Genomic DNA, 21,127 nt, shown 5'->3' on the forward strand with positions numbered 1-21,127 from the left:
CCGACGCGTCCCGATACGGCCGTTCGATCTCGAACTCGGAACCATCCCCGTCGGCGGGGCGCGACGCGCGACGCGACCGGTCCAACGATCGGAACGTGGCGTCGTTGCGCCCGGGGGCCGACGGCCAACCGGGTCCGGTCTCGGCTCGGTCGGCGTAGTGGTCGCGTCGCTGCGCGTCCGGGCGGAAACCGCGACCGATGATGGCGACACGCGTAACCTCGAGTGACGGGGAGCCCACCATGGTCGCGAGACACCCGGTACCGGTACCGCCCGGGGAGTTCGTCCGGATCGACGGGACCGCGCTGCACGTGGTCCGTGAGGGCGCCGGGCCCGTGGTGATCGCCACCAGCGGGCTCGGCGGCGCGTGGTTCGACTGGGATCCGGTGGTGCCGCTGCTCAGCGGCGACTGCACGGTGGTGCGCTTCGACCGCCCCGGCCTGGGCTACTCGCAGCCCGACCCGCGGCCGCCCACGCTGGCCCACGAGGCGGACCGCATCGCCGCGCTGGCCGACGCGCTCGCGCTGCCCGGCCCGTACGTCCTGCTCGCCCATTCGCTCGGCGCGTTCCACGTCGAGGGCTTCGCCCGGATGTACCCCGAGCGCACGGCGGGCCTGGTCCTGGTCGACCCGAGCAACGAGGAGAAGCCGCGACCACGGCCCGCCCGGCAGGCCCGGATCCGGGCGGCCAGGGCGCTGGGCGGCGCGATGCGGGCCACCGGCGTGAGTCGGGCGATCGGGCCCGCGGCGCGACGGTCGATCCTGTTCACCCAGTCCCGCCGGCACCGGGATGTGGCGGACGCGCGCTGGGTGCGCGGGTCGTACGGCTCGGGGCGGTTCTTCGCGGCGGCGCTCACCGAGAACGCCACCTACTTCGACGTGGCCGCCGAACTCGCCGACCTGCGCCGGGTCGCACCGCTGCCGGACGTCCCGCTGCGGGTGCTGGCCGCCGCGGGCGGCTACGAGAGCCTGGCCGCCCGGGCCCGCTGGGTACGGGCCCTGCGCACCCTGGCGAACCTGTCCCCGCAGGGCCGCTGCGAGGTACTGGACGACTCCGCCCACTTCATGATGCTGGACCGTCCGGACGCGGTGGGGAACGCGGTGCGCGAGGTCGTGGCGGGGTAGGCGCCGGTTACGGTCTCCGGCGCCGGATCTTGTTCGCCTACCCGAGCGGGTCTTCGTCGAAGCCCTGGCGATGCACCACCGTCCGCCGACCGCTCTGGTCGACGAGGGCGACATGCGGGGCGAACTCGCCGAGCAGTTTGGCCAGTCGGGGAAGATCGATTCGGACTCCGTGCGCCGGGGTGCACATCCGGGCCGCGTCCCCCGCCCCCATACGCGCCATGCCACGCAGCCACGCCGGGGAGTCGTCTCCCGGCAACGACACGCCGGGTCGGGGGATGACGCCGATCCACCGGCTGTGGTGCAGCTTCCAGACGACTATCGCCCGGACCTGGTCCCACGGGAGCTGAACCAGACGGTCACCGCGGCATGTCGTGGAGCGGAGCACAGGCCCCTCGGCACCGGCTCGAAAGAACCAGTTGCCGCGTATCGCACTGGCTCCCGCGAGCATTCCGGTGCCGGCCATCACCCACAAAAAGATGGACACGCCCCAGCCGGGCACGAGGAACCCGATGCCGCCCAGGACCGCAACGAATGCGCAGAACAGGACGGTCTCCGGGTTCCAGCCCTTGCGCAGCTCGAAGACCACCTCCCAGGGGGGCCCGTGGTGCCGCTCCGCTGCCATGACATCTCCGGTCTCGCAAGGCCCACGCGCTACCCGCAGGCAACGGACGCCGATCCGACGGCGGCTTGATCGTAACCGTGCCGACGTCGCGCTCGGGCCGTCCGTTGGGCCGGCCGGGATACGGAGCATTCGGCCCATTGGTCACGTGTTGTCACGGATCCTGTCGGGTACAGGCTCCCGGTCGAACGACCATACGGGCCGGGATTCGGCCGGCATTCAGGCGAGGCGGCAGCATGTTCGGTCAGAATGTTCCTCCCGGCGCGGGTGCGCCCGGGCCCGACCTGGCGAACACCGGCCAGGTCATCGCGTCCTACACGAACTACGCGGGCGCCCAGCGAGCGGTCGACTACCTGTCGGACCACGAGTTCCCGGTGGAGAACACCGCGATCGTCGGTGCCGATCTGCGCATGGTCGAGAACGTGCTGGGTCGGCTCACCGCCGGCAAGGCGGCGGCGTCCGGCGCGGCGAGCGGTGCGTGGTTCGGGCTGATGATCGGGCTGTTCCTGGGCATCTTCGCCGTTCGCGCGCACGGGTGGCTCTGGCTGGTGCTGATGGGTCTGGTCTGGGGCATCGCCGCGGGCGCCCTGTTCGGCTGGCTGGGGTACAAGGCGCTGGGCGGACGCCGGGACTTCGTGTCCACCAGCCAGATCGTGGCCTCGCGCTACGACGTGGTGGTGCGGCCCGACCTGGCCGAGCGGGCGCGCAACCTGGTGGGCCGACTGGAGTTGTAGGCGGTCGGCGCCCCGGGGCCGACCCGCCCCGAGGCCCGCCGCGCCCGCTACAACCAGCCGTTGCGGCGGAAGCCCCGGTGCATCAGCGTGCACACGACCACGATCACCGACAACGTCATCGGGTAGCCGTACCGCCACTTCAGCTCGGGCATGTGCTCGAAGTTCATCCCGTACACCCCGGCGAGCATCGTCGGCACGGCGAAGATCGCCACCCAGGCCGAGATCTTGCGCATGTCCTCGTTCTGCGCGACCGTCACCTGCGCGAGGTTGGCCTGCAGGATCGAGGTCAGCAACTCGTCGAACGACGCCACCTGTTCGCCGACCCGGGACAGGTGGTCCTCGACGTCGCGGAAGTATTCGCGGATGTCGGGGTGCACTTGGCGCATCGGCCGCTCGGCGAGCGCGTGCAGCGGGCGGGCGAGGGGGGCGACCGCGCGCTTGAGTTCGAGCAGTTCGCGCTTGAGCTGGTAGATCCGGCCCGCGTCGCCCGCGCCACCGCCGCCGAACACGTCGTTCTCGACCTGGTCGATGTCGTCCTGGATGAGCTGGGCGACGTCGAGGTAGGTGTCCACCACCCGGTCGGCGACCGCGTGCAGCACCGCCGAGGGCCCAGCGGCGAGCAGTTCGGCGCCGTTCTCCAGGCGACAGCGCAGATCGCCGAGCGCGCCGTGCCGGCCGTGTCGCACGGTGACCACGAAGTCGTTGCCGAGGAAGACCATGATCTCGCCGGTCTCGACGATCTCGCTGGTCGCGGAGAGCTGTTCGTGCTCGACGTAGGTGACCGTCTTGAACACCGCGAACAGGGTGTCGTCGTAGCGCTCCAGCTTGGGCCGCTGGTGCGCGTGGACGGCGTCCTCCACGGCGAGCGGGTGCAGGCCGAACCGCTCGGCGATACCGGACAGTTCGAGCGCGCTGGGCTCGTGCAGGCCGATCCAGACGAAGCCGCCGCCCCGGCGCACCTCGTGGATCGCCGAGTCGGGGTTCGCGTAGCCGTCCAGGCGATGGCCGTCGCGATACACGGCACAGTCCACCACGCAGTTCCCGGTCGCCGCGGGCGTGTTCGACGGCAGCGGGGTGCGGCGGTGCGGGCGGACTGCGGCGCGGAGGTCGCGGATCATCGACATGACGGGCTCCTGGGATGACCGGCACACGCCGACGCCGAACCACCGCGGCGGGCAGGCCGAGGGGAGTGTCGACACGTGCAAGCGGAACGAATCACCGAAAGAACGGCAAAAGATCCTGACGCCCCGTCACGGAGGACATTCGGAGAACGGGAACCGGGCCGCCACGAGCGGGCGGTCGGAATCCGGGGAAGGTCTCGGAAACCCTCAGAAAGGGCGGGGCGTGCGACTGGATCGGGGAAGATCGGGTGAGCCGCCGGTACTGCACGGTGTGCTGGTATGCACCACGATCACCTCCCACGGCCGGTCCCCGCTGGGGGAAGTCCTCGGGCGCCGACCGGGCGGGTCGGGCGAGGACGCATCCGTCATCCGATGGCGCGCGAGCACGTCGTACGTCCTGCGGGCCGACTATGCAGAGTACACCAGAGTGACCTCGCCACGGCCGCGACGGCCTTGGCGCGTGCGGCTCCTGACGGCGAATTAGCATGCGGGCATGTTCGACTTCACGCCGGGACCCGAGCCGATCGACCCCACTCCGCAGGTCGAGGCGCATCTGACGGCGGCCTTCGGCGAGCCGACCGGCCGTGCCGGGGTCACCTTCGTGGGGGCCGATCGCATCGAGGTGTTGCGCTTCGGTCCAGACACGGAGGGTGTGGTCCGGTACGCCACGGTGGGCATGTCCCGGGCGCCGATGGCCGATCCGGCGGCGGCGCTCGCCGATCCGGTCGCGGGCCCGCGGGCGGAACTGGTGCTCTCGGTGCGCGGCGGCCACGACTCGGTGCTGCGCCCGCTGGCCGTGCTTGGTGCGACCCCGCAGGTGGAGGGCCTGGTGATCGCCCCCGGCGCGTCGCTCGACCTGGGCGGCCCGCTGTGGGAGGGCGGCGCGTTCCACGCGGTTCTGGTCGCCGAACCCGGCGGTCTGGTCGCCGACCTGCCGCTGCCGCCTCCCGCCGACCCGGTCCGCTTCTTCCCCCTGCTCCCGATGACCCCCGCGGAGGCCGCCTGGAAACGCGCCCAGGGCGCGGAGGCCCTCCAGGAGAAATGGCTCCACCACGCCACCGACCTCCGCGACCCCAACCGCCGCGCGGTGCCGCTGACCTGAGCCGCCGAGCCCGGCCGAACCTCGCGTCCGCCGACCTCAGATGCCCCGGATCACGCCGCTGGAATGCCCACACGAACAGGTCGTCCGCAGGCTGACCACCCGGTGTTCGTCGCGGAGGATCTGCGAATACCGGATCGGGGTCCCGCACACCCGACACGTCAACTCGGGCAGCTCTCCGCGAGCCATCCCCAGCATGATCGCCTCCAACGTGTCACGATCACGCTCTCGGTTCTCGGCCGATTCACTCACGAGCCACCACCCATCCACGGTTCGAAGTCCTTCGGGTCGACACCCGCGTGCTGCAGCCGGATCATCGCATCCGCCCTGAGCATCGCCCGCTCCTCGGGAGTGAGCCCCGGGGCCAGTTCGGCCGCTCGCAGACTGGCCTGCGCCTCTTCGAGGTACTCGTCGGTCTGCGCCCGCCCGGCCAACTCGGCCTCGCGATGGCCGACGACCTCGTGGGCGATGGCTCCGCGCAGCGAGATCTGCGAGTTCGGATGGTCCTGGGTGCCCGGAAGGACGTCGGTGCCGATGTACAGGCGCTCCTGGCCGAACATGGCCGACCACGCGGTGTTCATGTTGTCGCTGTAGACGATGCCCTCCTCGGGCATCCCCATGGAGATGGCGATCTCCCGCGCCTCGGCGATCTGTTCGGGTGTCAGCGGGTCGCTTCCGCGCGCGCTGTTCGAGACCTGGAGGGGTCGACTCGTCGCCGGACCCCCCGGCTCGGTAGGTACGACGGGTGCGCCCGGATCCCCGGCGAGGACGTCGCCGATACCCGGGCGCCCCCCGGCGGCCATGCGACTGCCCGCCCCGCCCGCCCCACCCGCGATCACGTTGAGCAGGCTGACGTCGTTGCCCGTGGCAAGGTCGAGTGTGGCGGCCCCACCGGCCCCGAGGAGGGTCTGCCCCGGGAGGCTCTCCAGAGCGGTGGGGATCCTGCCGGCCAATGGGGTGAGTCGCGCCGGCAGGGCCAGTTTGGGCAACTGGGCGGCGCCGGACGAGAAGCCGGCGGCGAAGGCTCCGCCGCCCGCGCCGTAGGCCGCCGTCGAGGCGAGGTGATCGAGGGTGATGCCGTCCTGTGCGCCGAGGGCGATCTTCACGGGCTGCGCGACGGCGAGGTCCAGCGTCACCGACAGGACCGCGCCGACGACCGCGGAGCCGGCGATCGAACCGATGATGGCCAGTACGCTCTCGCTGATGGCGAGCCCGGCGGCCATCGCGGCGCCGCGCGCGATGTTGGTGGCCGCCGTGATCGCGGCGCCCGAGATCACATTGACGCCGGGGACGAACAGCAGCCCGACACCGACCAGGATGGTCGCGGCCACCGCCAGGATCTCGGCCTTGAGCACCGTCTTCTGCTTCTCGACGGCGTCGGCCAACTTGCGTAACGAGTCGGCCTGTTGGCGACACGATCCGGCCATGCCGGGCAGCCACGCACCGGGGCCGCCCTCGTACCGGTTCCAGAAGGAGGCGAAGTTGTCGATCGGAAGACCCTTGTTGCCGGCGATGACCGCCCGTGCGGCCGGGGCGGCGCCCGACGCGACCCCGTCGAGGGACGCCGCCATGCGGTCGTACGCCGCCGCCATCCGGCGCAGTTTGTCCTCATCCGCCGCGGGCCAGGGGAGTCCCAGGTAGCGGACGACCTGCTCGACCGCGTCATCGCCGAGACTGACCAGGCCCTTGAGCACGCTCATGCACTCGTCGAGCGTGGCCTCGGCGAGATCGACCACGAAGTCGACCGCGTCGCCGACCTTGTCGACACCCGCCTCGACGACGTCTTCCGCCTTGTCCAAACCGTCGCCGACCGCGTCGACGGCATCCTCGATGATCCCCCAGCCCATGGCGGTGCCCCGCTCAGCTCAGCTTCTCGGCATTGGCCTGATCCGTGCGTACGACGTTGTCCGCCAGAGCCGCGAGCGTCGGACCGATGCTCGCCATGCCCTGGGCCAGGATGTCCGCGCTCTTGATGATGGCGACCTGGCTCTCGAGGAAGGGCGTGCCGAACTTTCGCCCGTTGTCGTCGTCGCCCCATGGGGCGCCCAGTTCGGCGAGTTCTCGCTTGAATGTCTCGGCGGCGACGCGCAGTCGCTCCGCCTGAGTGGTGAACGCCGGAATCGTTCCCCTGATCTGCTCCGGATCGACCCGGAAATCCTTCGTCGCCATGCGAGCCCCCGCCGCCGGACCATGATCACGGTGTGTGCACGCGCACACACGATGACCTCTCACGGTAGCCCGGCGGCACCGACCGTCGCAGGACTGTTCGCGACCGGGTGACCGGGTTCACAGGGCTTGTCCATGACCCACGTCACCGGGCGCCCCCTACTGCGTGGCGTGGTCGGCTCCCTATTCTCGAACGCATCCGTCGACGTGCCCGTCGATCCGTCGCCACCCGACCTCCCAGGGGCGGGTACCCGAATCGGGTTCGACGAGCGTTCGACGTGACGCGTCCTGTTCGATGTGTTACCAGGTGAGAGGGGACCGAGATGCAGTTCGGCCGCTACTACGAGGAGTTCGAGGTCGGTGCGATCTACAAGCACTGGCCCGGGAAGACCGTGACCGAGTACGACGACCACCTGTTCTGTCTGCTCACCATGAACCACCACCCACTGCACATGGATGTCAACTACGCCGAGAAGACCACCGATTTCGGTCGGAACGTGGTGGTGGGCAACTACATCTACTCACTGCTGCTCGGCATGTCGGTGCCGGACGTCTCGGGCAAGGCGATCGCCAACCTGGAGATCGAGTCCCTGCGACACGTGGCACCCACGTTCCACGGGGACACCCTCTACGGGCAGACCCTCGTGCTGGACAAGTGGGAGTCGAAGTCCAAGGACGACCGGGGCGTCGTCTACGTGGAGACCAAGGGCTACAAGCAGGACGGCACGCTCGTGTGCGTGTTCAAGCGCAAGGTCATGGTGCCCAAGGAGAGCTACGGGGTGAAGCGTGGCGGCGAGCAGCCCGGGCGACCCGAGTTGATCGAGGGCTGATCGAGGGCCGAGCGGGAACCCGCGGGATCGAGTGCGGGCGGGTCGTTGCGGGGAGCGCGCGACCCGCCCGGTCGACGCGAAGGGACGGACGGTCGTTTCACGGCAGTTCGTCGGGTGTCGGGTAGGAGGACTGGGCGCCCGCGCGGCGGACCGCGGCCGCGCCTGTGCGGACCGCGTACCGGGTCGCGGTGGGCAGGTCGTCGCCGGCGGCCAGGCGCCAGGCCAGGGCGCCGGTGAAGGCGTCGCCCGCGCCCGTGGTGTCGACGGCGGTCACCGCCGGCGCGGGGATGTGCAGCGGCTCCGCGCCGGCCTCGGTGATCAGCGCGCCGGCGGGGCCCAGGGTCAGGACGATCGAACGTGGGCTCGGGTCGAGTGCCCGCAACACCTTCAGCGCGTCGCGGGCGTTGCCCTCGCCCGCGATCGTGGCCGCCTCGTGCTCGTTGAGGACCAGCGGGTCGCAGGCCCCGAGCAGCGCCCCGGAGGTCAGCACGTGCCTCGACACGGCCGGCGACGGGTTCAGCACCACCCGGGTGTGCGCCGCCGCGCAGCGTTCGATCACCGCCCGGACCGTGTCGAGGGGGATCTCCAATTGCAGAGAGACCACCGCGGCGGCCTCGATCGCCGGGACCAGGTCGGCCACATCCGTCGGCCCGAAGCGGGCGTTGGCTCCGGGAGCCACGGTGATGGCGTTCTCGCCCGCGTCGTCGACCGTGATCAGCGCGACGCCCGAGGCGCCGGGCGAGGTGCGCATCGCCTCGGTACGCACGCCCTCCCGGCGCAGCGTCGCGAGCAGCATGCGGCCGTGGTCGTCGTCGCCCACCCGGCCGGCCAGCGCCACGTCGGCGCCCAGCCGCGCCGCCGCCACCGCCTGATTGGCGCCCTTGCCGCCGGGGTGCACCGCCAGGTCGCCGCCGAGGACCGTCTCGCCCGGGCAGGGGTGCGCCGGCACCCGGACCACCAGGTCGGCGTTGATCGAGCCGACCACCAGCAGGCGTGCGGGGCCGCTCATGCCACCCCCGGGACGTTCCACTCGCGCAGGGCGTCGAGGAGGCCGTCGACCAGGTCGAGTCGGCCCAGTTCGCCGGCGGCGATCCAGCGCACCGCGTCGGCGTCGTCGCCCGCGCGCAGGGTGCCGCCGTGGGGAGTACAGGCGTAGTCGCGGATCTCGTAGGTGCCGCCGTCGGGCGCCGGTCGCAACACCGAGCCGACCAGCGGTCCCACGGTCACCTCGAGCCCGGTCTCCTCGACCATCTCCCGGGCCAGCGCGACCGCGTCGGTCTCACCCTCCTCGACCCGCCCGCCGGGCAGCGACCACCGGCCCTCGCCGGGCATTTTCGCGCGTCGCACCAGGAGCACCCGTCCCTCCGAGTCCAGGACGATCGCACCGACGCAGGAAATGAGCCGCATGCCTCCGAGCCTAGCCCCCGTCCAACGGATCCCGACGGGCCGCGCCGCCGGGATTCGGTGTCGAGCAGCGCGGGGGGCGTGCGGGCGCGCTCATCCGGCGTGCTGTGCGCGGTCGTACGCCGGTCGGCGGTCCGGACGCACCGAAGGAGTGATCGTCCTTGACGCGAAGCCTCGGGCAGTGGACCGTCTTGTCCTATGAAGGGCGAGCCGAGCTGCCCCCGCTGCGGCGGCCGGGTCCGCGCTCCGGGTCTGTTCTCGGAGACGTGGGAATGCGAGATCCATGGCGCCGTGCCTCCGCTGCAACCCGTCGTGCCGCCCAGTGTCGAGGCGTTGGACGCGGTGGTGCGCCGCTCCCGGGTGCCGGTCTGGTTGCCCTGGCCGCTGCCGGTCGGCTGGCTCTACACGGGCGTTGCCCACGCGGGTGACGATCGCGGCGGCTCGCGGGCGGTCGCGGTCGCCTGTACCGGTCCCGCGCCGCTGGGCGGACGCGGCGAACTGGTGCTCGTGGCCGAGGAGCTGGGGGTCGGACTCGGCGCCCGCTACGCCGGGTTGCCCGGTCACGATCCGGGCGGCGACTTCGTCCAGTCCGCGCCCGCGAAGGTGATGGCGGCCGGTCGGCCGACCCCGCTGTGGTGCGTGACCGACGCGCCGGCCGACCGCGCGGTGTACGCGGGCGAGGCGATGGGCCTGTGGTTGTGGGCGATCCTGTGGCCGGGCAAGGCGGGGCATCTGGTCTACGACGACGTCGTGCTCACCGATCTGCGCGACGCCGGGGCCGAGTTGCAGCTGTTGCCGTGCGGGGCGCTGTCCCCGCAACTGCTCGACCGCTGACCCGCGGGGGACCCGGCCCGGGGCGGTACGGGCCCGGTCCCGCCGGCTAGGGTCGGGAGCGTCCATCGACCCTCCCGCAGACGAGGTCCGCGTGCGTATCGACCTGCACACCCACAGCACCGCTTCCGACGGCACCGACGCGCCCGCCGACCTGGTCCGCAAGGCGCGGGCGGCCGGCCTCGACGTGGTCGCGCTCACCGACCACGACACCACCTCGGGTTGGGCGGAGGCGGCCGAGGCGCTGCCCGACGGGCTGACCCTGGTGCGCGGCGCGGAGATCTCCTGTGTGGCCGAGGGCGGGATCAGTCTGCACATGCTGGGCTACCTGTTCGACCCCGCCGAGCCGGAGTTCGCCCGGGCGCGCGAGCTGGTCCGCACCGACCGGGTCCGCCGGGCCGAGGCGATGGTGGCGCGCTGCCGCGAGCTGGGCGCGCCGATCACCTGGGAGCGGGTGCGGGAGATCGCGGGCGGCGGCGCGGTGGGCCGGCCGCACGTGGCCACCGCCCTGGTCGAGGCGGGCGTGGTCGCGGACGTGTCCGCCGCGTTCACCCCCGAGTGGCTCAAGGACGGCGGACGGGCGTTCGTGGGCAAGTACGAGATCGAAGCCGCCGACGCGGTACGGCTGATCAACGGCGCGGGCGGGGCCGCGGTGTTCGCCCACCCGGGCGCGGTCACGCGCGGGCGCACCGTCTCCGACGCCACGATCGCCGAGCTGGCCGAGGCGGGTCTGGCCGGGATCGAGGTGGACCACATGGACCACGACGACACGATGCGGGTGCACCTGCGCGGTCTCGCGGGCGAGCTGCGGCTGATCACCACCGGTTCGAGTGACTACCATGGCACCCGCAAAACGATCAATCTCGGAGAAATCACTACAGATCCAGAGTCGTACGGGGCGATCGCGGAACTGGCAACAGGAGCAAGACCCCTCACCCCATGAACTGGTTCGACGTCACTCTCTTCGGCTCGTCCTTCGTCACCCTCTTCGTGATCATGGACCCGCCGGGCATCATCCCGCTGTACCTGAGCTTCACCGGTGGCCGACCGCAGGCCGTGCGCAAGCGCATGGCCTGGCAGGCGGCCACCGTCGCGTTCTGCGTGATCTCCGTCTTCGGGCTGTTCGGCCAGAAGATCCTCGACTATCTGCACGTGTCGATCCCGGCGCTCAAGGTGTCCGGAGGTCTGCTCCTGCTGCTGGTGGCACTGTCGTTGCTCACCGGCAAGGCCGAGGAGCCGACCGAGAACAAGGACGTCAACGTCGCTTTGGTGCCCCTCGGCACACCCCTCCTGGCCGGCCCCGGTGCGATCGTGGCCGCGATCGTCAGCGTGCAGAAGGCGCACGGCGCCGGTCAGTACCTCGGAGTGTGGATCGCGATCGTGGCGATCCACGTGGTGTTGTGGCTGACCATGCGCTTCTCGCTCGGCATCATCAAGATCATCAAGGAGAGCGGCGTGGTCCTGGTGACCCGGCTCTCGGGCCTGCTGCTCTCGGCGATCGCGGTACAGCTGTGCGCGGACGGGGTCCGGGGTTTCATCGAGGCGAAGCCATAGGGTGCGAAAGGCAGCAGCCGGTGGTTGGGGAGAGGCGGAGGACATGAGCAAGTCGGTACGCGGCGTCGTCGCACGCGCCAAGGGCGCACCGGTCTCGATCGAGACCATCGTGGTGCCGGACCCGGGTCCGGGCGAGGCGCGGGTGAAGGTGCAGGCGTGCGGCGTGTGCCACACGGACCTGCACTATCGCGAGGGCGGCATCGGTGACGACTACCCGTACCTGCTCGGCCACGAGGCCGCCGGCATCGTCGAGTCGGTCGGCGAGGGCGTCACGGAGGTGGCCGTCGGCGACTTCGTGATCCTGAACTGGCGTGCGGTGTGCGGTAATTGCCGCGCGTGTCGGCGCGGCCGTCCGCAGTACTGCTTCGCCACGCACAACGCCACGCAGAAGATGACCCTGGAGGACGGTACCGAGCTGAGCCCCGCGCTCGGGATCGGCGCGTTCGCCGAACTGACCCTGGTCGCCGCCGGACAGTGCACCAAGGTCGACCCCGAGGCGGACCCCGCCGCGGCCGGCCTGCTCGGCTGCGGCGTGATGGCGGGCCTGGGCGCGGCGGTGAACACCGGCAACGTCGGCCGCGGCGACACGGTCGCGGTGATCGGCTGCGGCGGGGTCGGCGACGCGGCCATCGCCGGTGCCCGGCTCGCGGGCGCGGCGCGGATCATCGCCGTCGACCTCGACGACCGCAAACTGGAGTGGGCCCGCCGGGCCGGCGCCACGCACACGGTGAACTCGACGTCGGGCGACCCGGTCGAGGCGATCCGCGAACTCACGGGCGGCTTCGGCGCCGACGTGGTGATCGACGCGGTCGGCCGCCCGGAGACCTACAAGCAGGCGTTCTACGCCCGCGACCTGGCCGGCACCGTGGTCCTGGTCGGCGTGCCCACCCCGGACATGACGCTCGAACTGCCCCTGCTCGACGTGTTCGGCCGCGGCGGCGCGCTCAAGTCGTCCTGGTACGGCGACTGCCTGCCCTCGCGCGACTTCCCGATGCTGATCGACCTGTACCGCCAGGGTCGTTTCGACCTCGACGCGTTCGTCAGCGAGCGGATCACCCTGGCCGACGTCGAGGCCGCGTTCGAGAAGATGCACCACGGCGACGTGCTGCGCTCGGTGGTGATCCTCTGATGGCCGGCATCGACCCCGTGGTCACCTCGGGCGTGTTCTCGCTCGACGGCCAGGACTTCGACGTGGACAACAACGTGTGGATCGTCGGCGACGACCGCGAGGTGGTGGTGATCGACGCCGCACACGACGCGGCGGCCATCGCGGCGGGCGTGGGCGATCGTACGGTGACCGGCATCGTGCTCACCCACGGCCACAACGATCACATCAACGCCGCCGCCGAGTTGGCCGAACGCACCGGCGCGCCGATCCATCTGCACCCGAGCGACCGCATGTTGTGGGACGCGGTGTATCCCGACCGTGCGCCGGACGTCGACCTGACCGACGGCGAGGTGATCACCGTCGCGGGCCTGGACCTACGGGTCCTGCACACTCCGGGCCACGCACCGGGCGCGGTCTGCCTGTACGCCCCGGACCTGGCCGCGCTGTTCTCCGGCGACACGCTGTTCAAGGGCGGCCCCGGTGCCACGGGGCGCTCGTTCTCGTCGTTCCCGGTGATCCTGGAGTCGATCAAGGGGCGCCTGCTCGGCCTGCCCGAGGGCACGCGCGTGCTCACCGGCCACGGCGACGAGACGACGATCGGCGCGGAGGCGACGGACTACGACGCGTGGGTGACCCGGGGCCACTGAGCCGGCCCGCACCCCGACCCGATCGCATCCGGATACGACGAGGGCGCTCCCCGCACGGGGGAGCGCCCTCGGTTCAGCCTCAGTCGAAAATCAACCCACGTCCGCCGCCGTCTTCACGGGGCGGATGTACAGGCGCTCGCCGTAGGCCTCGGCCCGTTTCAGGGCCGCCTGTACGGTGTCGATGTCGACGACGGCGCAGTTGGCCGGGTTGGACCCGGTCGATTCCTGGGCTCGGCTGAGGTTGGTGATTCGGTAACGCATGTGCGTCTCCCTTCCCTCCGGTCCGAAGTAGCGCGGGGCGACACGGTCATGCCGACAGCCCCGCTCACAAGGATGGGTGCCGGGATCCGTGAGGATCGGGTAAGACCCGACAGGGGTCACAACCGGCACCGCACTGAACAACAGCGGTCACACCGATAGCATTCCCATGACTGAAATGTTCCTTTCCTGACATCCGATGGCTTACACGTGACGCATGACGCGACATCGCGCGTGAGGCAAGCGAGGACGCGACGGCGGCCGGCATAGGACAATGCGGTCTGAACACATCGACACGCATCCAGGCGCCGGGCACCCGGCCGCCACGGGAGGACGAGACTTTGCACGATCCGGGAGAGGACGACGTCCGGACGGGTGCCACGGCCGCCTTCGGCGCCGTCGTGCACGAATCCGGCGAGGACCTCGGCGCCGAGCACGGCGGTCCGCTGGAGGACCACCCGGTCGCGGGCTTCGAGGGCGCCCCCGGAGCACTGGCGGAGTTGACCGACCCGTTCACCCGACCGGCCGTCTTGGTGCGATCGGTTTCGCCGCCGCTGCACTTCGGGACGCACGCGCTGTTCGTCGACGTCGGCTACGTGTACGCGGCGATGGGCCTGCTCGTCGCCGGCTCGGCCGAACGCCGGGCCTTCCGGGTGGATGCGGAGCAGTTGATCACCGGCCTGATCGACGAGGCTCGCCGGGTGTTCCCGGAGGGCCGGCTGCTGCGGGTGTACTGGTACGACGGCGCGCGCGAGCGGGTGCACACCGTGGAGCAGCGACAGATCGCCGAACTCCCCGACGTGAAGGTACGACTGGGCAATCTCAACGCGCACAACCAGCAAAAGGGCGTCGACTCGCTGATCCGCAGCGACCTCGAATCGTTGGCCCGCAACCACGCGATCGACGACGCGGTGGTAATCAGTGGCGACGAGGACCTGGTCTCGGCGGTCGAGGCCGCCCAGTCCTACGGCGTACGGGTGCACCTGTGGGGCGTCGAACCCGCGTACGGCACCAACCAGGCCGACCCGCTGGTGTGGGAGGCGGACGTCACCCGAATGTTGCACCGCGAATTCTGCGAGACGTGCGTGACGCCGGTGATGTTGCCGCCGACGCACGCCGGCGTGCTGACCGTGCAACCCGGCGGTCCGCCGACCGCCGAACAGGCGTGGCGGATCGGCCAGGAGATCGCCGAGCGCTGGCTGGTGGTGCGCGGCCGGGAGAACCTGGCCGACCTGATGCCCGGTCCGATGTTGCCGCAGGCCATCGACCGGGGTCTGCTCGTGGACGCCGAGAGTGTCCTCCAATACTCGCTGCGCCCCCACGAGGACCTGCGTCGTGCCCTGCGCAACGGCTTCTGGGACCGCCTGAACCACGAATTCGGCCTCTCCGGCACGGAGCCCGCAGAGTCCTGAACCCGACCCGCCCCCCTGCGAAGCGCGCCTCCGGCCGACCGCCCCCGCCGCCCCCGCACCCGGCCCCTAGCCCGGCCCCCCGCCGTACCTGGCCCGGCCCCCCGCGCCCGGCGTCCAACCCGGCCCCCTCTGCCCCGGTCGCCGCCCGCGCCCGGCGTCCAACCCGGCTCCCTCCGCCCTGGTCGCCGCCCGCGCCCCGCGCCCGGCGTCCACCCCGGCCCCCTCCGCCCCGGTCGCCGCCCGCGCCCCGCGCCCGGCATCCGACCTGGCCCCCCGCCGCCTCGGCCGCCCCCGCACCCGGCGCCTAGTCCCGCCCCCCGCCACCCCGCCGCACCTGGCCCGCCCCCCGCAGCCCGCCGCCTCCCGTCGCCCGCCGCCTCCCCCCGCGCCCGGCGCCTGGCCCGGCCCTCCGCCGCCCTGGCCGCCCCCGCACCCGGCGCCTGGCGCGGCGCCCTGCCGCCCCGCCGCGCCCGGCGCCCGGCACTCCGCCGCCGGCGGCTGCATGCCCCGCCTCGTCGGCAAGATTGGTGTATGGTACATTTATTAGCTGAGCTAACAAACACTGTTCGGAGGTCTCGGATGCGGTCCCATCCCGAAGGCGCGCCGACCCGGGGCGAAGCCCAGGCCGACCACACCACCCCGAAGCCCGGAATCCTCAAACAGCCCATGTCCGTGTGGGCCACCGCGTTCGCCGCCGTCGTGGCGTTCATGGGGATCGGGCTGGTCGATCCGATCCTGCCCTCGATCGCCAAAGGGCTGGACGCCTCGCCGAGCCAGGTCTCGCTGCTGTTCACCAGCTACTTCCTGATCACCGCCGTGGCCATGTTGGTGACCGGATTCGTCTCCAGCCGGATCGGCGGGCGACGCACACTCCTGCTCGGCCTCGCCCTCGTGGTCATCTTCGCCGGCCTCGCCGGCACCTCGGACTCGGTCGGCGAGCTGGTCGGCTTCCGGGCCGGCTGGGGGCTGGGCAACGCGCTGTTCGTGTCCACGTCCCTCGCCGTCATCGTCGGTGCGGCGAGCGGTGGTTCGGCCGCGGCGATCCTGCTCTACGAATCGGCGCTCGGGCTCGGCATGGCCTGCGGCCCGCTGCTGGGCGCGGTGCTCGGCGACGCCAGTTGGCGCTACCCGTTCTACGGCACCGCCGCGCTGATGGCGATCGGCTTCGCGCTGATCGTCGGGCTGCTGAAGGAACAACCCCGGCCCGCGCGCAAGATCGGTCTGCTCGATCCGCTCAAGGCACTCGGACACAAGGGGCTGGCGACCACCGCCGCCGGTGCCTTCTTCTACAACTACGGCTTCTTCACGGTGCTCGCGTTCACCCCGTTCGTGCTGAACATGAGCCCGTACCGCAGCGGCGCGGTGTTCTTCGCGTGGGGTGTCCTGCTCGCCGTCTGCTCGGTCCTGGTCGCCCCGCGACTCCAGGCCAGGTTCGGCTCGGCGAACGTGGCCGCCGCGAGTCTGCTGCTGTTCGCCGCGGACCTGGTGGTGCTCGCGTACGGCTCGACCTCGGTCGTTGTGACCGGTGTCATCGTTTCAGGCGCCTTCATCGGTATAAACAACACGGTGTTCACCGAATTGGCGCTCGAAGTCTCGGACTCGCCGCGACCCGTGGCGAGCGCGGGATACAACTTCGTCCGCTGGTTCGCCGCCGCGGCGGCGCCGTTCCTGGCGCCCAAGTTGGAGGAGCACTTCAACGTGCACGTGCCGTTCCTGGTCGCCGGCGGGGCCTGTGTGGTCGCCGCCGCCGTGCTGTTCGGCGCCCGCCGGATGCTCGCAGGGGTCGACCACCGCGACACCGACACCGCCGCCGACGCGGCATCGCTGAACGCCCCCCGGCCCGTTCCGGCCACCGCCTGAACCGATAGAAGGAAGTGCACGACATGTACGAGCGCATTCTGGTCGCCGTCGACTCCACCCCCGAGGCCGACGACGTCCTGGCGCACACCGCCCGACTGGCCGGCGCGATCGGCGCGGCCGTCCGCGTCCTGCACGTGCAGACCCTGGACGTGGTGGACGGCGGCGGAGTCGGCGGCGTGGTCGAGGACGAGACCGCCGACGCCGCGGTCAAGGTGGTCACCGGCGCCGTCGACACGCTCAAGGCGGCCGGCGTCACCAACGTCGAGGGCTGGACCGAGGAAACCGTGCGCGGCGACGTGCCGAACGCGGTCCTCGACCAGGCCCGCGCCTTCGGCGCCGACCTGCTGATCCTGGGCGCCCGTCGACACGGCGGCGTGGCCAGTCTCTTCCTCGGCAGCGTCAGCGACACCGTCGCGCACCGCTCCGTCTGCCCGGTGCTGCTGATTCCCTGATCGCACGCCCCACAGGGCCCGGATGCCGAAGGTCGGCGTCCGGGCTCGACTCTTCCCGGCTCGACTCCCGGGCTCAACCCTTGCGGGCCACGAAGTACACGTTCAGCAAGTCGCCCTCCAGGGAGCGGGCCCGCACGTCGGTGAAGCCCGCCTCGGCCGGCTTGGCCCGGGCCGCCTGCTCGCCCCAGACCGTGCCCAGGCCCTCGCCGCCCTCGGCCAGCGAGACGGTCATGCAGTAGAAGACGGAGAAGGTGTACAACGCCGGCCCCAACGGGTGTTCGAGGTTTTCCACCAGCCTGCTGGACGCGGCGATCTCGCCCATCGGGAACACCCCGTCCGGACGCAGCGCCTCGGCGATCGCGGCCGGCGTGCGGGTCGGCCGGGCCAGGTCGTGGATCACGTCGAACGCGGTGATCAGGTCGTACAAGCCGAGCGGTTCGGCCGCGTCGACCACCACGAACTCCGCGTTGGACAGCCCCATTCGCTCCGCCTCACGGCGGGCCGCGGCGATGCCCTCGACGGAGATGTCCACGCCGCGGAAGCGGCTGCGCGGGAACGCCTCGGCCGGCACGTTGACCGCGTGCCCCTGCCCGGTCCCCACATCCAGTACGTCGATCCCCGCCGCCGGCCGCTCGCCGAGACCGTCCACCAGCGGCACCACACCCGCACCAGGGCCGCGTCCCAGCCCCGGCCCGACTCCTCGGCCTGGAGCGCCTGGAAGCACGGATAGGCCGAGTACGGCACTCCGCCACCTCGACGAAACGCCGTGACGACCTACTCCTCGACCTCACCCATCAGCGCCAGGTACTGGGTGAAGCCCGCGAAGTTCCCCGGCCCGGCGGCCCGGGTCAGCGAGGCCGCGTGCTCCGGCGGCAGCCGGTACGTGGCGGATTCCGGGGTCTACTCGACGAACCCGCCGGTGACCATGCCGCCCAACCACTCGCGGACATCGGTCGATCGGAGCCCTCGGCCCGCCGGCGAGCCGAGGGCCGAGGGCTCCGGATCAGGCCCGATCCGCGTACGCCGCCACGTCCGTCCAGAAGTCCGCCAGCGCCGCCGCGGTGGTGTCCGGGGCCTCCACGTTCGGGGAGTGGTGGGTGCCCGGGATCGCCACGTGCGGTACACCCAGGCGCTCGGCCATCTCGGCCTGCCAGGGCACCGGCCAGGCGTAGTCCTCGACGCCCGAGATCACCAGCGCGGGCAGGCCGGTCGCGACGACCGCGGCGAGGTCGGCGACCAGGTCGGGCTCCGAGCGCAGTTGTTCGGCCATGGCCAGCAGGCCCGTCGGGACGGTGCCCAGCCAGCGGGCGTGCAGGAACGCGGCGATCGCCGGATCGGTGGGCGGGAGCAGGCCGGCCTCCAGTTCGACCGCCTGCATCGCCTCCCACACCTCCTGGCGGGTGAGCACCGGCAGCACGTCCTCCAGCAGCAGCAGCCGCTCGATCTCGGGCGGGCAGATCGCCGCCGGGCCGGTGCTCATCAGGGTCAGCGAGGCCAGCCGCTCCGGCGCGCGCAGCGCCACCGACCGGCACACCAGGCCGCCGTAGGAGTGCCCCACCAGGTGGATCGGCTCGCCCGGGGCCACCGCGTCCGCGATCGCGAGCACGTCGTCGACCAGCGCGTCGCGGGTGTACGCCGCCGGGTCGTCCGGGCCTTCGGTCTCGTACTGTCCGCGCTGGTCCACGGCCACCGTGTGGAAGCCGCGCCGGGCCAGCGGTTCGCCGAGCGCGATGAAGTCCTCCTTGCTGCCGGTGAACCCGGGCACGAGCACGGCGGTGCCCGGCCTCGGTCCGGCGGCCGGCGGGGTGGACTCCAGGACGGCGAATCGTCCGCGCCCGGTCGCCAGGCGACGGGAGCGGACGGTCCCGGGCAAGGTCAGAAAGCGTGGCGTACTCACGCCGTCGAGCCTACTTACCCGCAGGTACGACGACGGCCCCCGCCGCGAAGCGCGGACGTGATCGTCCACACTCCACACCGGAGGCCGTCGTACGAGCGGCCGGGGCCGCTCACCTCTCGTCGAATCAGCCCTCGTCGGTCGCGACCGCGCCCGCCTCGGCGCCCTCGGGACGACGCCGGGTGCGCCGGCGGCGACGCCGAGGCGCCCGCTCGCCGTCACCGTCCGCGTCCGCCCCACCGTCGGCGGGGGCCGGGACGATCACCGCGGTCGGCTCGACGAAGGCCGCGACCGGCGCGCCGGTCGACTCGGCGGCCACGCTCGGCGCCGCGCCGGTCGCCACGGCCGTGGCCACGGCATCCCCGGCCTCCGCACCGTTGACCCGACGCCGCCGGCGCGACCCGGGCGCCCGACGGCGGCTGGGCTCACTCGACTCGGCGTCGGCCTCGGCCGGCCCGGCGGTGGAGGGCCCGGACGCGGCCGGACCGCTCCGGCTCCGCCCGCCCGCGCCGCCCTTGCGGCCCGACCCGCCCCGGCTGTTCTTGCCGGTCTCGCCCAGGTCCTCGACATCCTCCGCGCCCAGCCCCGCACGGGTGCGGTCGGCGCGCGGCAGCACGCTGCCCACGGTGGTGGGGATGTCCAGGTCGGTGAACAGGTGCGGAGAGGTGGAGTAGGTCTCCACCGGGTCGGCGAAGCCCAGGTCCAGCGCCTTGTTGATCAGGCTCCAGCGCGGGATGTCCTCCCAGTCCACCAGCGTCACCGCGGTGCCCGAGGCACCCGCGCGGCCGGTGCGACCGATGCGGTGCAGGTAGGTCTTCTCGTCGTCGGGGCACTGGTAGTTCACCACGTGGGTGACACCCTCGACATCGATCCCGCGTGCCGCGACGTCGGTGGCCACGAGCACGTCCACCTTGCCGTTGCGGAACGCGCGCAGCGCCTGCTCGCGCGCGCCTTGGCCGAGGTCGCCGTGCACGGCGGCGGAGGCGAAGCCCCGCTCGGCCAGGCCCTGGGCCAGGTCGGCCGCGGTGCGCTTGGTCCGGCAGAACACCATGACCAGGCCGCGCCCGTTGGCCTGCAGGACCCGGGCCATCAGCTCGGGCTTGTCCAGGCCGTGCGCGCGGTAGACGCGCTGCTGGACCGACTTGACGGTGGCGCCCGCGTCGTCCGGCTCCGAGGCGCGGATGTGCGTGGGGCGGCTCATGTAGCGGCGCGCCAGGGTGATGATCTGACCCGGCATGGTGGCCGAGAACAACATCGTCTGGCGGCGGGCGGGCAGCCGCTCGACGATCTTCTCGACGTCGGGCAAAAAGCCCAGGTCGAGCATCTCGTCGGCCTCGTCCAGGACCAGCATCTTGACCTCGGACAGGTTCACGTGCCCCTGTCCGACCAGGTCGAGCAGTCGACCGGGGGTGCCGACGACCACGTCGACGCCCTTCTTGAGGGTGTCGATCTGCGGCTCGTACGCCCGGCCGCCGTACACGGCGAGCACCCGCACGTTGCGCAGCTTGCCCGCGGCCTGGAGGTCGTTGGTCACCTGCACGCACAGCTCGCGCGTGGGGACCACGACCAGGGCCTGCGGGGTGCGGCCGGCAACCGTGCCGGCGGGCGCGCGGCCCGCTTCGATGTCAGCCGCCACCACGATGCGCTGCAGCAGCGGGATGCCGAAACCGAGGGTCTTGCCGGTCCCGGTCTTGGCCTGGCCGATCACGTCATTGCCCGAGAGCGCGACGGGAAGGGTCATCTCCTGGACGGGGAAAGCCTCGACGATGCCGAGCGCTTCCAGCGCCTCGGCCGTCTCCGAAAGTACTCCGAGTTCGCGAAAAGTTGTCAGGGGTCCAGCCTCTTCTGTGTGGTGGGGGCCGTCAGTACCGAAAGCGGGTCGAGACCGAGGCGCCCATCGAAAAAGCGGGGCGCGGCACGGGACCTCTCGCCTTCGGGCGGCCACCCGAGCGGGTCGGTCGGAGCCAGTCGTCCTCCGACCGGGCATCCGCGTTCACTACCACTGTACCCGGCGACG

General features: G+C 71.8%; 23 protein-coding genes. 12 read left to right on the plus strand and 11 right to left on the minus strand.

Going from position 1 to position 21,127, the window contains the following annotated elements:
* Nucleotides 1-239 precede the first annotated feature (239 nt).
* The gene (locus tag ACMXN5_RS20785) at nt 240-1,121 is read left to right on the plus strand and encodes an alpha/beta fold hydrolase (RefSeq protein WP_439676497.1); all 882 of its coding nucleotides are present in this window, start codon (nt 240-242) and stop codon (nt 1,119-1,121) included.
* Between the two features lie 37 nt (nt 1,122-1,158).
* Here ACMXN5_RS20785 and ACMXN5_RS20790 read toward each other — a convergent pair whose 3' ends face one another.
* On the minus strand, nt 1,159-1,743 hold the full coding sequence (locus ACMXN5_RS20790) for a hypothetical protein (protein WP_439676498.1): 585 nt from the start codon (nt 1,741-1,743) through the stop codon (nt 1,159-1,161).
* Nucleotides 1,744-1,976: 233 nt separating this feature from the next.
* Between ACMXN5_RS20790 and ACMXN5_RS20795 the strand changes: the two genes are divergently transcribed.
* Nucleotides 1,977-2,474, plus strand: a complete 498-nt coding sequence (locus tag ACMXN5_RS20795; RefSeq protein WP_439676499.1) for a general stress protein — start codon at nt 1,977-1,979, stop codon at nt 2,472-2,474.
* A 47-nt stretch (nt 2,475-2,521) separates the two neighbouring features.
* Here ACMXN5_RS20795 and corA read toward each other — a convergent pair whose 3' ends face one another.
* Nucleotides 2,522-3,598, minus strand: coding sequence for a magnesium/cobalt transporter CorA (corA, locus tag ACMXN5_RS20800; protein WP_439676500.1), 1,077 nt, complete (start codon nt 3,596-3,598; stop codon nt 2,522-2,524).
* Between the two features lie 490 nt (nt 3,599-4,088).
* On the opposite strand from corA, the gene ACMXN5_RS20805 reads away from it, so the two are divergent.
* Nucleotides 4,089-4,697: a suppressor of fused domain protein gene (locus ACMXN5_RS20805; protein WP_439676501.1), complete on the plus strand. Its 609-nt coding sequence runs from the start codon at nt 4,089-4,091 to the stop codon at nt 4,695-4,697.
* 36 nt (nt 4,698-4,733) lie between these two features.
* On the opposite strand, the gene ACMXN5_RS20810 is transcribed toward ACMXN5_RS20805, so the two are convergent.
* From ACMXN5_RS20810 to ACMXN5_RS20820, 3 genes are read right to left on the minus strand one after another with little or no spacing between them, the layout of a single operon-like run.
* Complete coding sequence (locus tag ACMXN5_RS20810; RefSeq protein WP_439676502.1) at nt 4,734-4,946, minus strand: hypothetical protein; 213 nt, start codon at nt 4,944-4,946, stop codon at nt 4,734-4,736.
* Nucleotides 4,943-6,541 carry a hypothetical protein gene (locus tag ACMXN5_RS20815; RefSeq protein WP_439676503.1) on the minus strand — a complete coding sequence of 533 codons (1,599 nt, stop codon included), beginning with the start codon at nt 6,539-6,541 and terminating at the stop codon, nt 4,943-4,945. The genes ACMXN5_RS20810 and ACMXN5_RS20815 overlap by 4 nt, the downstream gene beginning before the upstream one ends.
* A gap of 13 nt (nt 6,542-6,554) precedes the next feature.
* Nucleotides 6,555-6,863, minus strand: a complete 309-nt coding sequence (locus ACMXN5_RS20820; protein ID WP_439676504.1) for a WXG100 family type VII secretion target — start codon at nt 6,861-6,863, stop codon at nt 6,555-6,557.
* 320 nt (nt 6,864-7,183) lie between these two features.
* Between ACMXN5_RS20820 and ACMXN5_RS20825 the strand changes: the two genes are divergently transcribed.
* Entirely contained in the window at nt 7,184-7,690 is a 507-nt protein-coding gene (locus tag ACMXN5_RS20825) for a MaoC family dehydratase (protein ID WP_380037085.1), read from the plus strand.
* Between the two features lie 97 nt (nt 7,691-7,787).
* Here ACMXN5_RS20825 and ACMXN5_RS20830 read toward each other — a convergent pair whose 3' ends face one another.
* Nucleotides 7,788-8,699 carry a ribokinase gene (locus tag ACMXN5_RS20830; RefSeq protein ID WP_439676505.1) on the minus strand — a complete coding sequence of 304 codons (912 nt, stop codon included), beginning with the start codon at nt 8,697-8,699 and terminating at the stop codon, nt 7,788-7,790.
* Nucleotides 8,696-9,097 (minus strand): NUDIX hydrolase, encoded by a 402-nt coding sequence (locus ACMXN5_RS20835; protein ID WP_395787576.1) that lies wholly within the window; start codon nt 9,095-9,097, stop codon nt 8,696-8,698. Before ACMXN5_RS20835 ends, ACMXN5_RS20830 begins: the two co-directional genes overlap by 4 nt.
* Nucleotides 9,098-9,292: 195 nt before the next feature.
* Between ACMXN5_RS20835 and ACMXN5_RS20840 the strand changes: the two genes are divergently transcribed.
* The 5 genes from ACMXN5_RS20840 (at nt 9,293) to ACMXN5_RS20860 (ending at nt 13,234) form a co-directional block, all read left to right on the plus strand.
* A complete protein-coding gene (locus ACMXN5_RS20840) occupies nt 9,293-9,928 on the plus strand; it encodes a DUF6758 family protein (RefSeq protein WP_439676506.1) in 636 nt (211 codons plus the stop codon).
* A 91-nt stretch (nt 9,929-10,019) separates the two neighbouring features.
* A complete protein-coding gene (locus tag ACMXN5_RS20845) occupies nt 10,020-10,868 on the plus strand; it encodes a PHP domain-containing protein (protein ID WP_439676507.1) in 849 nt (282 codons plus the stop codon).
* Nucleotides 10,865-11,479, plus strand: a complete 615-nt coding sequence (locus ACMXN5_RS20850) for a MarC family protein (RefSeq protein ID WP_439676508.1) — start codon at nt 10,865-10,867, stop codon at nt 11,477-11,479. Before ACMXN5_RS20845 ends, ACMXN5_RS20850 begins: the two co-directional genes overlap by 4 nt.
* Before the next feature lie 43 nt (nt 11,480-11,522).
* Nucleotides 11,523-12,608 (plus strand): S-(hydroxymethyl)mycothiol dehydrogenase, encoded by a 1,086-nt coding sequence (locus tag ACMXN5_RS20855; protein WP_439676509.1) that lies wholly within the window; start codon nt 11,523-11,525, stop codon nt 12,606-12,608.
* Nucleotides 12,605-13,234, plus strand: coding sequence for an MBL fold metallo-hydrolase (locus ACMXN5_RS20860; protein WP_439678043.1), 630 nt, complete (start codon nt 12,605-12,607; stop codon nt 13,232-13,234). The genes ACMXN5_RS20855 and ACMXN5_RS20860 overlap by 4 nt, the downstream gene beginning before the upstream one ends.
* Nucleotides 13,235-13,324: 90 nt before the next feature.
* Here the strand turns inward: ACMXN5_RS20860 and ACMXN5_RS20865 are convergent, their stop codons facing one another.
* A complete protein-coding gene (locus tag ACMXN5_RS20865; protein WP_395787584.1) occupies nt 13,325-13,495 on the minus strand; it encodes a hypothetical protein in 171 nt (56 codons plus the stop codon).
* Between the two features lie 527 nt (nt 13,496-14,022).
* Between ACMXN5_RS20865 and ACMXN5_RS20870 the strand changes: the two genes are divergently transcribed.
* The 3 genes from ACMXN5_RS20870 to ACMXN5_RS20880 all read left to right on the plus strand — a co-directional run bounded on the left by ACMXN5_RS20870 (nt 14,023) and on the right by ACMXN5_RS20880 (nt 17,216).
* A complete protein-coding gene (locus tag ACMXN5_RS20870) occupies nt 14,023-14,904 on the plus strand; it encodes an NYN domain-containing protein (protein ID WP_395788634.1) in 882 nt (293 codons plus the stop codon).
* A gap of 666 nt (nt 14,905-15,570) precedes the next feature.
* Entirely contained in the window at nt 15,571-16,764 is a 1,194-nt protein-coding gene (locus tag ACMXN5_RS20875; RefSeq protein WP_439678044.1) for an MFS transporter, read from the plus strand.
* Between the two features lie 23 nt (nt 16,765-16,787).
* Complete coding sequence (locus ACMXN5_RS20880; protein ID WP_379994679.1) at nt 16,788-17,216, plus strand: universal stress protein; 429 nt, start codon at nt 16,788-16,790, stop codon at nt 17,214-17,216.
* A gap of 73 nt (nt 17,217-17,289) precedes the next feature.
* Here the strand turns inward: ACMXN5_RS20880 and ACMXN5_RS20885 are convergent, their stop codons facing one another.
* The 3 genes from ACMXN5_RS20885 to ACMXN5_RS20895 form a co-directional block, all read right to left on the minus strand.
* Nucleotides 17,290-17,865 carry a class I SAM-dependent methyltransferase gene (locus ACMXN5_RS20885; RefSeq protein WP_439676510.1) on the minus strand — a complete coding sequence of 192 codons (576 nt, stop codon included), beginning with the start codon at nt 17,863-17,865 and terminating at the stop codon, nt 17,290-17,292.
* 354 nt (nt 17,866-18,219) lie between these two features.
* Nucleotides 18,220-19,113 carry an alpha/beta fold hydrolase gene (locus ACMXN5_RS20890; protein ID WP_439676511.1) on the minus strand — a complete coding sequence of 298 codons (894 nt, stop codon included), beginning with the start codon at nt 19,111-19,113 and terminating at the stop codon, nt 18,220-18,222.
* A 124-nt stretch (nt 19,114-19,237) separates the two neighbouring features.
* Nucleotides 19,238-20,851 carry a DEAD/DEAH box helicase gene (locus ACMXN5_RS20895; protein WP_439676512.1) on the minus strand — a complete coding sequence of 538 codons (1,614 nt, stop codon included), beginning with the start codon at nt 20,849-20,851 and terminating at the stop codon, nt 19,238-19,240.
* Nucleotides 20,852-21,127: the final 276 nt, after the last annotated feature.

It is taken from the genome of Embleya australiensis (genome assembly GCF_051903075.1).
In the GTDB taxonomy this organism is placed as follows: Bacteria; Actinomycetota; Actinomycetes; order Streptomycetales; family Streptomycetaceae; genus Embleya.

What these genes read in the sequence shown, in the direction of transcription:
- ACMXN5_RS20855 (WP_439676509.1), top strand. Translation starts at nt 11,523, where the DNA reads ATGAGCAAGTCGGTACGCGGCGTCGTCGCACGCGCCAAGGGCGCACCG.
- ACMXN5_RS20790 (WP_439676498.1), bottom strand. Translation starts at nt 1,743, where the DNA reads ATGGCAGCGGAGCGGCACCACGGGCCCCCCTGGGAGGTGGTCTTCGAG.
- ACMXN5_RS20880 (WP_379994679.1), top strand. Translation starts at nt 16,788, where the DNA reads ATGTACGAGCGCATTCTGGTCGCCGTCGACTCCACCCCCGAGGCCGAC.
- ACMXN5_RS20865 (WP_395787584.1), bottom strand. Translation starts at nt 13,495, where the DNA reads ATGCGTTACCGAATCACCAACCTCAGCCGAGCCCAGGAATCGACCGGG.
- ACMXN5_RS20835 (WP_395787576.1), bottom strand. Translation starts at nt 9,097, where the DNA reads ATGCGGCTCATTTCCTGCGTCGGTGCGATCGTCCTGGACTCGGAGGGA.
- ACMXN5_RS20785 (WP_439676497.1), top strand. Translation starts at nt 240, where the DNA reads ATGGTCGCGAGACACCCGGTACCGGTACCGCCCGGGGAGTTCGTCCGG.
- ACMXN5_RS20895 (WP_439676512.1), bottom strand. Translation starts at nt 20,851, where the DNA reads ATGACCCTTCCCGTCGCGCTCTCGGGCAATGACGTGATCGGCCAGGCC.
- ACMXN5_RS20805 (WP_439676501.1), top strand. Translation starts at nt 4,089, where the DNA reads ATGTTCGACTTCACGCCGGGACCCGAGCCGATCGACCCCACTCCGCAG.
- corA (WP_439676500.1), bottom strand. Translation starts at nt 3,598, where the DNA reads ATGTCGATGATCCGCGACCTCCGCGCCGCAGTCCGCCCGCACCGCCGC.
- ACMXN5_RS20825 (WP_380037085.1), top strand. Translation starts at nt 7,184, where the DNA reads ATGCAGTTCGGCCGCTACTACGAGGAGTTCGAGGTCGGTGCGATCTAC.
- ACMXN5_RS20795 (WP_439676499.1), top strand. Translation starts at nt 1,977, where the DNA reads ATGTTCGGTCAGAATGTTCCTCCCGGCGCGGGTGCGCCCGGGCCCGAC.
- ACMXN5_RS20820 (WP_439676504.1), bottom strand. Translation starts at nt 6,863, where the DNA reads ATGGCGACGAAGGATTTCCGGGTCGATCCGGAGCAGATCAGGGGAACG.
- ACMXN5_RS20815 (WP_439676503.1), bottom strand. Translation starts at nt 6,541, where the DNA reads ATGGGCTGGGGGATCATCGAGGATGCCGTCGACGCGGTCGGCGACGGT.
- ACMXN5_RS20850 (WP_439676508.1), top strand. Translation starts at nt 10,865, where the DNA reads ATGAACTGGTTCGACGTCACTCTCTTCGGCTCGTCCTTCGTCACCCTC.
- ACMXN5_RS20875 (WP_439678044.1), top strand. Translation starts at nt 15,571, where the DNA reads ATGTCCGTGTGGGCCACCGCGTTCGCCGCCGTCGTGGCGTTCATGGGG.
- ACMXN5_RS20830 (WP_439676505.1), bottom strand. Translation starts at nt 8,699, where the DNA reads ATGAGCGGCCCCGCACGCCTGCTGGTGGTCGGCTCGATCAACGCCGAC.
- ACMXN5_RS20840 (WP_439676506.1), top strand. Translation starts at nt 9,293, where the DNA reads ATGAAGGGCGAGCCGAGCTGCCCCCGCTGCGGCGGCCGGGTCCGCGCT.